Annotated in this window: 11 protein-coding genes; 3 read left to right on the plus strand and 8 right to left on the minus strand. The window is 70.0% G+C overall.

From position 1 onward, the window contains the following. Nucleotides 1–79: 79 nt before the first annotated feature. The 6 genes from UAJ10_RS25715 to UAJ10_RS25740 are packed head-to-tail and all read right to left on the minus strand — an operon-like array spanning nucleotide 80 to nucleotide 7,861. The gene (locus UAJ10_RS25715; RefSeq protein WP_322918150.1) at nucleotides 80–322 is read right to left on the minus strand and encodes a hypothetical protein; all 243 of its coding nucleotides are present in this window, start codon (nucleotides 320–322) and stop codon (nucleotides 80–82) included. Further along, nucleotides 319–2,328 (minus strand): chemotaxis protein CheA, encoded by a 2,010-nt coding sequence (locus tag UAJ10_RS25720; protein ID WP_322918152.1) that lies wholly within the window; start codon nucleotides 2,326–2,328, stop codon nucleotides 319–321. The genes UAJ10_RS25715 and UAJ10_RS25720 overlap by 4 nt, the downstream gene beginning before the upstream one ends. Then, entirely contained in the window at nucleotides 2,321–3,226 is a 906-nt protein-coding gene (locus UAJ10_RS25725) for a CheR family methyltransferase (protein WP_322918154.1), read from the minus strand. The genes UAJ10_RS25720 and UAJ10_RS25725 overlap by 8 nt, the downstream gene beginning before the upstream one ends. After that, on the minus strand, nucleotides 3,223–4,386 hold the full coding sequence (gene cheB, locus UAJ10_RS25730; protein ID WP_322918156.1) for a chemotaxis-specific protein-glutamate methyltransferase CheB: 1,164 nt from the start codon (nucleotides 4,384–4,386) through the stop codon (nucleotides 3,223–3,225). Before cheB ends, UAJ10_RS25725 begins: the two co-directional genes overlap by 4 nt. Beyond that, a complete protein-coding gene (locus UAJ10_RS25735; protein WP_322918158.1) occupies nucleotides 4,383–5,909 on the minus strand; it encodes a chemotaxis protein CheW in 1,527 nt (508 codons plus the stop codon). The genes cheB and UAJ10_RS25735 overlap by 4 nt, the downstream gene beginning before the upstream one ends. Further along, on the minus strand, nucleotides 5,909–7,861 hold the full coding sequence (locus UAJ10_RS25740) for a methyl-accepting chemotaxis protein (protein WP_322918161.1): 1,953 nt from the start codon (nucleotides 7,859–7,861) through the stop codon (nucleotides 5,909–5,911). Before UAJ10_RS25740 ends, UAJ10_RS25735 begins: the two co-directional genes overlap by 1 nt. 264 nt (nucleotides 7,862–8,125) lie before the next feature. On the opposite strand from UAJ10_RS25740, the gene UAJ10_RS25745 reads away from it, so the two are divergent. After that, entirely contained in the window at nucleotides 8,126–8,545 is a 420-nt protein-coding gene (locus tag UAJ10_RS25745; protein WP_322918163.1) for a hypothetical protein, read from the plus strand. Between the two features lie 19 nt (nucleotides 8,546–8,564). Here UAJ10_RS25745 and msrB read toward each other — a convergent pair whose 3' ends face one another. Beyond that, nucleotides 8,565–8,963, minus strand: a complete 399-nt coding sequence (gene msrB, locus UAJ10_RS25750) for a peptide-methionine (R)-S-oxide reductase MsrB (RefSeq protein ID WP_040847084.1) — start codon at nucleotides 8,961–8,963, stop codon at nucleotides 8,565–8,567. A 155-nt stretch (nucleotides 8,964–9,118) separates the two neighbouring features. Between msrB and UAJ10_RS25755 the strand changes: the two genes are divergently transcribed. Then, on the plus strand, nucleotides 9,119–9,835 hold the full coding sequence (locus UAJ10_RS25755; protein ID WP_322918166.1) for an MgtC/SapB family protein: 717 nt from the start codon (nucleotides 9,119–9,121) through the stop codon (nucleotides 9,833–9,835). 43 nt (nucleotides 9,836–9,878) lie between these two features. Here the strand turns inward: UAJ10_RS25755 and UAJ10_RS25760 are convergent, their stop codons facing one another. Then, nucleotides 9,879–11,315, minus strand: coding sequence for a helix-turn-helix domain-containing protein (locus UAJ10_RS25760; protein WP_322918168.1), 1,437 nt, complete (start codon nucleotides 11,313–11,315; stop codon nucleotides 9,879–9,881). 202 nt (nucleotides 11,316–11,517) lie between these two features. Between UAJ10_RS25760 and UAJ10_RS25765 the strand changes: the two genes are divergently transcribed. Then, nucleotides 11,518–13,053, plus strand: a complete 1,536-nt coding sequence (locus tag UAJ10_RS25765) for an acyl-CoA carboxylase subunit beta (RefSeq protein ID WP_277908630.1) — start codon at nucleotides 11,518–11,520, stop codon at nucleotides 13,051–13,053. Nucleotides 13,054–13,077: the final 24 nt, after the last annotated feature.

Raw genomic sequence — 13,077 nt, forward strand, 5'->3', positions numbered from 1 at the left:
GCAAGTTATCGGTCTTTTCGCGCCCGGCCAGTGACCAAATATGTATAGCGCGCACCCAGTAATCTTGTCTGCGAAAGACTTAGCGACCTGCGGCCAAATTGGGTATGACCCAATCGCGCAGAAATATATCTTCGGCCATACCGCGTACATTAGGTCGCAAAGCGAGCAAAACCTGGACAACGGCGCCGTGCAGATGGCGGCAGGCGGTGACGTCGATTTCAGACTCGGGCGCCGCCTGCAGCCGCGACAGCAAGATTTCCGCGTCCTCGGCGGCGCAGGCGCCCCGCAGGCGGATAACAGTCCCCTCGACCTCCACCGTCATGGTGCCCCCTGCCCCGCCGGCGCCGTGTCGCCCGGCGCGGCGGCGATCAGGCCGGGCACATCCAGGACCATCAGCAGGTGCCCATCCCCCAAAAGAGTTGTCCCCAACAGGCCCGGCATCGCGGACAGCAGGCCGGTCAGGGGCCGCAACACCACGTCGCGACGGCCGACGAAGGCGTCGACCTCCACCGCCACCAGGTCACCGCCCACCCGCACCACCACCGCCCGGCACGGCACCCCATCCAGGCGCCCCTCTTCCGACAGCCCCAGCAACCCCGCCAGGGGCAAAAGCGGTACGGCCGTGTCACGCAGCACGAAGGCCCGGCCGGCGCGGATGGGCTGGACGCGGTCCGGCTCCACGCGCGCCGTTTCCACGATGCCATCCATGGGGATGCCGTAGCGTTCCCCCGCCACGGCCACGACCATGACCTTGGTCAACACCAGGTTCAGGGGCAGGACCAGACGCACCGTCGTGCCCTGGCCGGCCATGCTGCTGATGGCGACGCTGCCGCCCTGGCGGCCAACCGCGGCGCGCACGGCGTCCATGCCCACCCCCCGCCCGGACAGGTCGGTCACCGCTTCGGCCGTGGAGAAGCCGGGGCGGAACACCAGGTCCAGCACCTGATCGTCAGTCAGGGCGTCCAGCATGCGGGCGGGCAAAAGCCCGCGCGCGGCGGCGGCCTGGCGGATGCGGGCCGGGTCCATGCCCCGCCCGTCGTCCGTCACCGCGATGACCACATGGTCGCCCTCGCGCCGGGCAACCAGGCTGATCAAGGCCCGGGCGGGCTTGCCCGAAGCCACCCGCTGCGCCGTCGTCTCGATGCCATGATCAACGGCGTTGCGCAGTAAATGGGTCAGGGGCTCGAACAACCCCTCGACGATGGCCTTGTCGACCTGGACGTCCTGGCCGTCGACCACCAGGTCGACCTCCTTGCCCAAGGCGATCGCGGTCTCGCGCACCACCGGGGGGAAGCGGCGCAGCAAGGGCAGGATGGGCACCAGGCGTATACCCATCACCGTGCGGTGCAGGCGCCCGACCAGCCGGTCCAGAGCCGCCTGGCGGTCACTTAGTATTTGCGCCGCCGCTTGCGGCGCCAATCCGTCCGCCATCTGCCCCGCCAGGTCGGACAGGGCGTTCTTTGCCACCACCAGCTCATCCACCAGCAGGGCCAGGGCGTCGATGCGACCGGCGTCCACCCTCAGGCTGCGCGGCCCCTCCGCCGGGGCTGGCGGCGGGACGGGCGTGGATGGCACGGGCGGCGGCGACCAGGACAGCAGCTGGATTTGGTCGGGCACGAAGCGGAAAGGGCCCTTGACCGCCTCGAGCGCCGCCGCCGACAGCAGCTCAACCACCAGGTCGCAGGCGTAGGCGTCATAGGCAGCGATGGCGACCGGCGCGGCGGGATCCCGCCGGGTGATGCGCAGGGCCAGCAGATCCGGCACCGCCCGCGCGAAGGCGATGGGATCCTCCCCCCGGAAATAGCAGCCGGCATCGGGGACATAGCGCAAGGCCGTCACCGTGGGGTGACGGGTGGGATCCAATTCTCGGTCCCGGAACAGGGCCTCGACCCAAGCGGTGTCGATGTGCCTCGCCGGTACCGCCGCGGATGCCGGCGCATCGCCGTCCAGGACGCGGCTCAGGCGGCTGACCAGGTCGGCCGACACGGCGTCGGCGTCCGCCGGCAGGCCGCCACCCGTCGCCGCCAGGGCGCCCAGCCAGCGTTCCGTCTGGCCGGTGGCGGCGATCAGGGCGTCCACGGCGCCTCGCGACGGGGTCTGCCGCCCGTCGCGCCACGCGCCCAGCAGATCCTCCGCCACGTGCAGCACCCGACCCATGGCCGGCAGGTCGAACAAGCCGACGGAGCCCTTGAGCGTGTGGATGGCGCGGAAGGCCTGGTCGACCAGGGCGGCGTCATCCGGCCCGCCTTCCAGGGCCAGCAAGGCTTCGCCCGCCTGCTGCACCTGCTCCGGCCCCTCGATCAGGAACTGTTCCAGCAGTTCATCCATCGCGACCCGCCTTGGTTGGGCGGGGCTCCCGCGGGCGCTGGTAGACCACGGCGTCCGCGAAACGCTGCACGTCGAAACTGTCGCTCAGGCGCGCCAGCGACTCTGAGTGGCCCAGGCAAAGATAGCCGCCGGGCACCAGCCGGTCGTACAGGTTGCGCACCGCCTGGCGCCGCGACTGGTCGTCAAAATAGATCAACAGGTTGCGGCAGAAGATGACATCGAACTTGCCGTGGATGGCCAGCGCGTCCCCATCCATGACGTTGGCGTTGGTGAAGGTCACGGATTCCCGCAAATCCTGGATGATCTGGAAATGCCCAACCCCACCCCGACCCTTGGACGGCAGGAAATAGTCCCGCTGCAGATCCGGCGGCAGGCGGGCCAGCGACTTGGCCGCGTAACGCCCCGACCGCGCTTCCTCCAGGGCCTGGGTGTCGATGTCCGAGCCGACGATCTCCACATGGTAGGCGTCCACCATGGCCCAGTTCTCCAGCAGCCAGATGGCGATGGAATAGGGTTCCTCGCCCGTCGAGCAGGGGATGGACCATAGGCGCAGCTTGTCGCCCGGCCCCCGCCGGGAAACGATGTCCGGCAGCATGTCGCGGCCGAGGCTCTTCAGCTGATGGTCTTCGCGGTAGAAATACGTCTCGTTGATGGTGAAGCTGTTGATCAGCCGCTCCGCCTCCACGGGATCCTGGCGCAGGCGGTTGAAATAGTCGGTGAAGCTGCCGGCCCCCGTCTGCGCCATGCGCTGGCCCACCCGCCGGTCGACGTAATACCGCTTGCTCTCCCCGAACTGCATGCCCGTGCGCTCATACAGGAACTCGCAGAAGCGGGCGAGTTCGGGCGCGCTCAGCAGCGGTGCATCGCCGTTGGGGCCCTGGGCGCGGTATGGGCTCATCGGCCGGCCACCATGCGCACCAGACGGCCCGATATCTCCTCCAGGGGGGCCACCACGTCCGCCCCGCCCGCCTTGACCAGCTCACCTGGCATGCCCCAGACCACGGCGCTCTCCTCGGACTCCGCGATGGTGCGTCCGCCGTCGTTGTGCAGGCGGGTCATGGCGGCCGCGCCATCATAGCCCATGCCGGTCATCAGCACGCCCACCAGGCGCCATGGCTCCACCAGCGACAGCGCGCTGTCGACCAGCCGGTCGACACTGGGATGCCAGCGGTATTCCTCCTTGGCGGGGGTAGGCAGCGCCACCAGGCCGGAGGGACGCTGGCTCAGGACCAGGTCGGCGTCGCCCCGGCCGATATAGACGTTCCCCGGGGCCAGCGGGGTGGGCCGCGCCACTTCCTGCACCGTCAGGGCGCAGAGGCGGTCCAGGCGGCGCGCCAACGGGCCGGTGAAGGTGGCCGGCATGTGCTGGGCCACCAGCACCGGCCAGGGGAAATCCGCCGGCAACCCTTCCAGCACGGCGTCCAGCGCCGGCGGGCCACCGGTGGAACAGCCGACGAGCACCAGGCCGGGCAGCGCCTGCCTTTCGCCCGGCGCGGCCGCACCCTCCTGCGGCGGGGCGTCGGTCACCAGCCGGGCGCGTTTGGGCCGGGCGCGTTTGGGCCGGACATGTTCAGGCTGGGGGACGGCGCCGATGTGCCGCCTGTCGACCTCGATGGCACTCGCTTGCCGGCGCAGGCGCTCGGCCAGGCGGTGGGACCGGCGCAGGCGGGCGCCGGCCGCCTGGCGCACCTTGTCCACCAGGCCGGGCCCCAACTGGTCCATCTTGAGGGAGATGGCCCCATCCGGCTTCTGGATGAAATCGACCGCCCCCAGCGCCATGGCCTCCAGCGTCACCTCGGCCCCCGCCTCGGTGAAGGAGGAGACCATCACCACCGGCCGGGGCTGTTCCACCATGATCTGGTCCAGGCAGGTCAGCCCGTCCATCTGCGGCATATGGACGTCCAGGGTGATGACGTCGGGACTGAACGCGCGCAGCTGGGTCAGCGCCTCCAGACCGTCGCGGGCGAACGCCACCTCGAAATCGCCGGCGGCGGCGAACAGGTCGCCCAGCAGGCGGCGAACCAGGGCGCTGTCGTCGACGATCAGCAGGCGGGTCACGGGGCGGCCGAACCGGTCATGGCGTCGCTCCCCGCCGGGGCGTCGTCGCCCTTCAAGGCCGCATCGAGGGCGGCCAACAGGTCACGCTCCGCCCGGTCCAGCAAGGCTTGGGGTTCGATCAGCAGGATCATGCGGCCGGCGCCGTCCGCCGTCTCCAGGTTGGCGATGCGGCTGAACACCAGCGCGCCCCCGGCGTCGCCCGGCTGGGTGAAATCCGGAGTCTCACTCACCTGGTGGGGCGACAGGGCCAGGATTTCCGAAACGCCATCCACGGCGAAGCCGGCCAGCTTGCCGTTGACGCGGGTCACGATGACCCGGCGGCGGCCCGTGCCGGCTCCCGCCACGCCGAACCGGCGGCGCTGGTCGATGACAGGCAACACCTGGCCGCGCAGGTTCATGACCCCCTCGATGAAGCCGGGCGCCTTGGGCACGCGGGTCAGGGTATCGGGCAGGCGCACCACCTCCTCCACCGCGTCCACGGGCAGGCCGTATTCCTCGTCGCCCAGTTGGAAGACCACCACGCGGTCGCCCATCGTCGCACGGCCCTCAGGGTTCATGTCAGGTGCCTCCCGCGGGTCGGAACCGCCATCCGCCAGAAGATGCGCCACCGTGTCATCCCGGAACAGCCGCGCGCTCGACAGGATGGAAACCAGGCCGCGACCGTCCGGCAGACGGCAGATGGATTGGATCTGGGCTTCGCCCCGGCCCCGGTTCAGCACCGCCGGCACGGCGCCGACGCTATCCGCCGGGACGCGGAGGATGGAATTCAGCCCATCAACCAGCAGCCCGATCCGCGAGCCACCGACATGGGCGACGACCACCCGCATCCCGTGCTGATCACCGGCGGCGACACCCAAGCCCAGCAGCGCCCGCAGCGAAACGATGGGTAGCAGGGTGCCCCGCACCGACGCGGCGCCCACCATGGCGGCGTCGGTCCGGGGCAGCTTCGCCAAATGATCCGGTAGGGTGATGACTTCCCCAACCTCCGTCAGGGGCAGGGCATAAGCCTGATCCGCCAGGGTGAAGGCCAGGAAGGCGCGCTCATCCCTGGCCGCCTGCCGGGGGGCCTGCGCCGGCTCCGCCCGGCCGGCGGCGCCGCGCCGGACCAGCCCGGCGAACTCCCGCCGCAGTAGCCCGGCCAGGTCGATCAGGCGCAGGGCACCGTTCTCATGGGCGTACAGCCCGCCGGCGACCTGGTCGGCGCCGGTGTCGAGCTGGGCCAGCGCCCCCACCTCGTCCACCGTCAGCGCCACGGGTTCCCCCGCCCGCATCAGCAGAACGCGGGAAGCGGCGCCGGGTGCGGCCTCCTCCCCGCCCAGCAGGCGGGCCAGCGACAGCACGGGCACGACGGCGCCGCGCACGCTGGCCACCCCGGCCAGGCCCGCCGGCGCGTGCGGCACCCGGGTGACGCGCACCTGGCGCAACACCTCGGTCACGTCGGCGGCCGGGGCGGCCAGCCGGGTGGCGCCCACGCGGAATGTCAGCACGTGCTGGCGGCCCAGGGCCGCCTTGGAAGCGGCCATCACCCGGCTTTCTGCAACTCGTCGGCCAGCGACGCGATCTCCTCGATGGCGGCCGCCAAATCCTCCGCCCCGCGCGCCTGCTGCCGCGCGGCGGTGGCGGCCTGGATGGCGGCCCCGCCAGCCAGTTCCGCCGCCACGGCGATCTGCTGCACGCCGCTCAACACCTCACGCACCGTGCCGCCGATGGCGTCGGCGCCGGCGGCGATGTCGCTGCCGGCGGCATACAGTTCCTGCGCGCCGGTGGCGATGGCGGCCAGCCGGACGTCGATCTCCTTGTTCTTCTGCATCTCGGCTTCAGCCACGGCGGCGATCTGTTCCAAATCGCGGCGCACGGCCGCCACCAGCAGCTGAAACTGGCGGATGACATCCTTCGCCCGGTCCGCGTTCTCGCCGGAGTCCCGCGCCAGGGCGCGGATATCGGTGGAAACGACGGCGAAGCCCGCGCCCTGGTCCCCGACCCGCGCCGCCTCGACCGATCCGCTGACGGCCAGCATCGTGGTCTGCACCGCCACGATGGCGATGCCATCCACGATCTTCTCCATGCGCCGGCCTGCTTCCTCCAGCGCGGCCACCAGGTCGATCACCGCGCGGGTTTCGGCCAGGGCCCGGCCCACGCCCTGGGTCAGCCTGGCCACGGTGGCCCGGCCCTGGGCCAGCATGCCTTGCGAGCGCTTGATCCGCTCCACCGCCTGGCCGGCGCTGGCGCTGGTGGCCTGGGCCGCCCGCTGGATCTGGCCCATGGCGCTGCTGGACTGCTGGGTGGCGGCGGCCTGGATCTGGGCCCCGCGGCTGATCTGGTTGATGGCGATCAGGATTTCGCCGGCGGCGCCCGACAGCTGCTGCACCGCCGCCGACAGCTGTTCCGCCATGGCGCCCACGTCTTCGACCAGGCTGCCGCGCTGGCTTTCAAGGCTGAGGCCCTCGGCTAGGGCCGCCAGGGCGTCGGCGGCCTGCCGGCTCTGGTCCAACGCCTGGCTCTGCTGCGCCACGGAGCGCTGGGCTTCCGCCGCCCCGGCCGATTGCTCCTCCGCCGCGCTGGAGATGTTCTCCGCGCCCTTCTGCGCCTCCCGCGCGGCGGCATCCGCCTCCACCGCCGCCAGCAGGATGGCCTGGGCGCCATCGACCAGACCGGCCAGGTCGGCCCGGGTGCCCTCCAGCTGGATGGTGACGGTGCGCCCCTCCGCCGCCTCGGCGGTCGCCGTGGCCGCCGCCGCGCGAACCCGGTCGGCGACGACGCGCACGTCGTCCGTGATGCTACCGGCCAGGATCTGGACGTCGCGCGACCGCTTCTCCGAGGTCTCGGACAAGGCGCGCACCTCATCCGCCACCACGGCGAAGCCCCGGCCGAGATCGCCCGCCCGCGCCGCCTCGATGGCGGCGTTCAAGGCCAGCAGGCCGGTCTGGTCGGATATGTCGGCCACCGTGCGCGTGATTTCGCCGATATGGGCGGCGTGGCGTTCCAGGGTGACGATGATGTCGACCGATTTCAGTTGCCGGTTGGCGCTGGCGCCCACCGCCGTCACCGACGCCTCGATCAGGGCGGCGGCCTCGGTCAGCTGGGTCTGCAGGGCCAGGGTGCGCGTCTGGGTCCTGTCCGCCCGCTCCCGCGCCTGCTGGAACGAGGTGGCCATGCCCGCGACGGCCGCCAGGGATTCGTGGCTGGCCGACGCCGCCTCTTCCGCCGCGCTGGCGATCTGCTCCAGCGACCGGCGCAGCTCCTCCGACGCGGCGGAGGCCTCCGCCACGCCGGCGGCCAATTCCTCGGTGGCAGCGCCGATGCGCTCCGCCGCCGTCTGGCGCGTGGCGGCCAGCAGGGGCCGGCGCGCGCGCTTGGGCGGTGCCACGGCCTTGGGCGCGGCCTTCACCGGCGGCTCGACCGTCGCGGCCGCCGCCGCTTGGGCGCGGGTTCGGCCCTTCGCCCCGGCCAAGCGGGAGGTCTTTACCAATGCCATGATGTTTCCCCCAATCCGAGGCCCTCGTCCGCGGACGGGCCCCCGCCCCATGCCGTCCGGGAGGGCGTCCCGGGCACCTTTGCGCCGCGATGCGTGGAATTGTTTTTACAGGCCCGCCGCTTGCCGCGGCAATCGACGTAAGGCCATAGGCACTATGGTTAAGAGGCGCCGACGCGCGGTCCCCCATCTGGGACCCATCTCTGGCCAACCCACAAGCGTTTCGCGTAAAGCTGTGCGCGGGGCCTGGAGAAAGGGGACAGGGCGATGGATCCGCGCGGAATCGTGAAAGTGGCGGCGGTGGTGGGTCTGACCGCCCTGTGCGTCCCCGGCTGGTCACCTGCCTGGGCCGGCGCGCCCACCGAAGTGGAGGTGCTGCGCGGCGGCGATGACGACGTCACGGCCGCCCTGGCCGGTGCCGTCGTCCAGGCCTTCGGCCGCGACGGCGCCTACGTGCTCAGCAGCGGGCACCGGGCAAATTCCTTGATCGTGGTGGTGCAAGGGCCCACGGCGGCGGCCCGCGCCGGCATCCATTACAAGCTGGCCTTCCCCATCCGCTACGCTTCCGCCCAGGGCCAGACGCTGGGCTTCACCGAGGTCACCTGCCAGGAGAACACCCTGACCAAGTGCGCGGAGCAGGCGGTGGCCGCCGCCGGCCCCGCCGTGGGCAAGCTGGGCCGGCACTGACCAGGGTATCCTTTACCCCTCAATCCGCCTCGAAGTTCATCGCAACACCGTTGATGCAATAGCGCAGGTGCGTGGGCGGCGGGCCATCGGGGAAGACGTGGCCCAGGTGGCTGCCGCAGCGGGCGCAGTGCACCTCGGTCCGCACCATGCCGTAGCTGCGGTCCACCGTGGTGGCGACGGAGCCCTCCACCGGGTCGTTGAAGCTGGGCCAGCCGGTGCCGCTCTCGAACTTGCGGGTGGACTGGAACAGCGGCTGGCCGCAGCCGGCGCAGGAGAAGGTGCCCGGCCGCTTCTCATGGTTCAGGGCGCAACTGCCCGGCCGTTCCGTGCCGTGGCCGCGCATGACGGCGTACTGCTCCGGCGTCAGCAGCTGTCGCCATTCCTCGTCGGTGCGCACCACTTCGTATTCGCCATCCATGGCCTGACGCTCCTTTGTAGCAAGTCGCTACCGATATGGGCCTTCGGCGCGCGGATTGCCACAGGGTCGTGGCCGCCCGCCCGCTTGCCTTATGGTTCGGCCGGCGCCATAACGGTGCCGATCGGCGCAGCGCCCAAAGACATTGAGAATACAGGATGATAACCGGCGACCTGACCAACCCCCTGGAAGTCGTGCTGCGCCTGGCCATGGCCTTGACCCTGGGCTCCGGCATCGGCTTCGAGCGCCAGCTGCACCAGAAGATGGCCGGCCTGCGCACCAACGCGCTGGTGGCCCTGGGCTCCGCCGGTTTCGTCATTTTCTCGGCCATGGTGGGCCAGGGAGATCCCACCCGCGTGGCCGCCCAGGTGGTGTCGGGCATCGGCTTCCTGGGCGCAGGCGTGATCCTGCGCGAAGGCGTGAACGTTCACGGCCTGAACACCGCCGCCACCCTGTGGTGCTCCGCCATGGTCGGCACCTTCGCCGGCGGCGGCTACTGGCTGCCCAGCCTGGCGGCGGCCGGCTTCGTCATCGTCACCAACCTGATCCTGCGCCCCCTGGTGCGACGCCTGAACCGCCGCATCTTGGTCGCGACGGACGTGGTGACGCACTACACCGTTTCCGTCACCTGCAAGGGGGCGGAAGAGGCGCACATCCGCTCCCTTCTCATGCACGCCCTGACCCATGGCGGCCTGGGCCTGCGCCGCATCGACAGCCAGGACGTGCCGGACAGCACCAAGGTCGACGTGACGGCCAAGGCCGTCTCCCCCACCCGCAACGACGCGGCAATGGAGCAGATGGTGGGCCGCCTCAGCCTGGAACCCTACGTCTACGCCGTCAGCTGGGAGGTGGAGCGGGCGGAACCGGAGAGTTAAGGGCGCCCTCAAACGCCGGGCGCGGCCATCCGGCCGCTAGGCTTCACTTCACCCCCGCCGGCGTCATGCTGAACGGCACCACGTGGCGCTCATGTCCCGCTATGGCCAGGCCCCGCCCGATGGAAGGGAAGGCGCGGTGGCGGCAGTCGTCGCGGTCGCAGACCTTGCAACTGGAGCCGATGGGCACCGCCGTTTCCTGGTTCTGCAAATCCAGGCCGGCGGAATACACCAGGTCGGCGGCATGGCTGATCTCGCAGCCCAGGCCCAGCGCCGCCTCCCGCGGGCGGGACAGGTGGCCGCCGCCGGTCATGGTGACGGTGCGGGCGATGCAGAGATAGGTGATTCCGTCGGGCGTGCGCGCCACCTGCACCAGGATGCGGCCGGGCTGGGCAAAGGCCTCATGCACGTTCCACAGCGGGCAGGCGCCGCCGAAGCGGGCGAACTGGAACCGGGTGGCGCTGCTGCGCTTGAAGATGTTGCCCGCCCGGTCGACCTTCAGGAAATAGAAGGGGATGCCGGCGTTGCCCGGCCGCTGCATGGTGCTGAGCCGGTGGCACACCTGCTCGAAACTGGTGCCGAAATGGTGCTGCAGCCGCTCGATATCATGGCGCACCAATCGCGCCTGGGTCAGGAAGCGGCCGTAGGGTAGGATGAGGGCGCCGGCGAAATAATTGGCCAGGCCGGTATAGGCCAGGGCACGCGCCTCCGGGCTGCTCAGCGGGGCCTTGCGCACCTCCTCCTCGATCAGGGGGGCGAACTGCATGCGGCCGATCTGCTGCGCCAGGAAGAAGGCGCGGCTTTCGCGCGGCGCGCTTTCCGCCAGGTGCAACTGGCGCGGCGCGGGATCGTAGCGCCACAGCACCCCTTCCGTCCCCAGCGCGGCGGAGACGGCGCAGGTGACGCCGTGGCGGTCGCGCAGGTAGTCGATCAGGTCTTCCAGCAGGCGGGTGGCGGTGAAGCCCTGGCTTTCGAACAGTGTCTCCGCCGCCACGTCCAGGCTGGCGAAGTGGTTGCGCTTGCTCTGCACAAAATCGCGCACGTCGTCATAGGGAAAGGGCGCCGTGCCGCCGGTCTCCATCTCCAGATCCTGGTCCAGGCGGTGGCGCGCCCCCTCCTCCATCAAATGCTGGTAGGCGCGGTAGAGCTTGATGAACTGGCCGGCGATGCCGGGCGCGGCGCGCACCGCGTCGCTGATGGCGCTGAGGCTGGAAGCGTCGTCGGCGAACAGCGGGTCGCCCAGCACCTCACGCAGCTCACTGCCCAGGCGCAAATCGCTGTCGTCGGCGAAATGGCGCGGTTCCACCCCGAACACGGCGGAGATGGCGGCGAGCGCCGCCGTGCTGAGGGGACGTTGATTGTTTTCGATCTGGCTTAAATAACTCATGGACAGCTGGCTGGCCTGGGCCAGGGCGGACAGCGCCATGCCCCGCTGCTGACGCAGCTGCCGCACCCGTTCGCCCGCGAAAATCTTGCCCGCCATGGCCACCCGCCCCTCACTGGATTTCACAATCTTCACAAAATAACCACCCCGGCGTCGCACGATTTCGCGTGGCATCGGCTTGAACTGGGATCAAACTGTTTGCAAACATCGCAGCTGTCAATCCAGGCGGCTCCCGCCGCCATCGCCACACCCAAAAGACAGCCGCCATCCGGCGCACCCATAACCGGTCAGGAGACGGGCGTTGACGCTCACGGTCATTGAAACCCTCGAAGCCAAACGCCAGGGCGCGCGCGCCGGGGGCGGTGAGAAGCGCGTCGCGGCCCAGCATGCCAAGGGCAAGCTGACGGCCCGCGAGCGGCTGGAGCTGCTGCTGGACGCCGGTTCCTTCGAGGAATGGGACATGTTCGTGGAGCACCGCTGCGCCGACTTCGGCATGGCGGAGCAGAAGGTGCCGGGCGACGGCGTGGTGACCGGCCACGGCACCATCAACGGTCGCCTGGTCTTCGTCTTCAGCCAGGACTTCACGGTCTTCGGCGGCTCCCTGTCCGAGGCGCATGCCGAAAAGATCTGCAAGATCATGGACCAGGCAATGAAGGTGGGCGCCCCCGTCATCGGCCTGAACGACAGCGGCGGCGCCCGCATCCAGGAAGGTGTGGCCAGCCTGGGCGGCTATGCCGAGGTCTTCCAGCGCAACGTCCTGGCCTCGGGCGTGGTGCCGCAGCTGTCCCTGATCATGGGCCCCTGCGCCGGCGGCGCCGTCTACAGCCCGGCCATGACCGACTTCATCTTCATGGTGAAGGACAGCAGCTACATGTTCGTCACCGGCCCGGACGTGGTGAAGACGGTGACGCATGAGGTGGTGACGGCGGAGGAGCTGGGTGGGGCCGTGACCCACACCGCCAAGTCCGGCGTGGCCGACCTCGCCTTCAACAACGATGTCGAGGCGCTGCTGCACACCCGCCGCTTCTTCGACTTCCTGCCCCTGTCCAACCGGGAGCCGGCGCCCGTGCGCGTCACCGCCGACCCCGTCGACCGGCCGGAGCCGTCGCTGGGCACCTTGGTGCCGGCCAACCCCAACAAGCCCTACGACATGAAGGAACTGATCCTGAAGGTCGTGGACGAGGGCGACTTCTTCGAGCTGCAGCCGGACTACGCGAAGAACATCATCATCGGCTTCGGCCGCCTGAACGGGTCCACCGTCGGCTTCGTGGCCAACCAGCCGCTGGTGCTGGCCGGCTGCCTGGACATCGACAGTTCCATCAAGGCGGCGCGCTTCGTGCGCTTCTGCGACGCCTTCAACATCCCGATCTGCACCCTGGTGGACGTGCCGGGTTTCCTGCCCGGCACGGCGCAGGAATACAACGGCATCATCAAGCACGGCGCCAAGCTGCTGTTCGCCTATGCCGAGGCCACCGTGCCCAAGGTCACGCTGATCACGCGCAAGGCCTATGGCGGCGCCTATGACGTCATGGCGTCCAAGCACCTGCGCGGCGACGTCAACTATGCCTGGCCGTCGGCCGAGATCGCGGTGATGGGGCCGAAGGGCGCCGTCGAGATCATCTTCCGCGCCGACATCGGCGACGCGGCCAAGATCGACGCGCGGACGGAGGAATACCGGCAGAAGTTCGCCAACCCCTTCGTCGCGGCCTCACGCGGCTACATCGACGACATCATCATGCCGCATAACACCCGCCGCCGCCTGATCAAGGCGTTCTCCATGCTGAAGAACAAGAAGCTGGAGAACCCCTGGAAGAAGCACGACAACCTGCCGCTGTAATCCGCCGTACTCTGGGGGCCTGAC

Source organism: Nitrospirillum guaranorum (assembly GCF_034653275.1).
GTDB lineage: Bacteria > Pseudomonadota > Alphaproteobacteria > Azospirillales > Azospirillaceae > Nitrospirillum.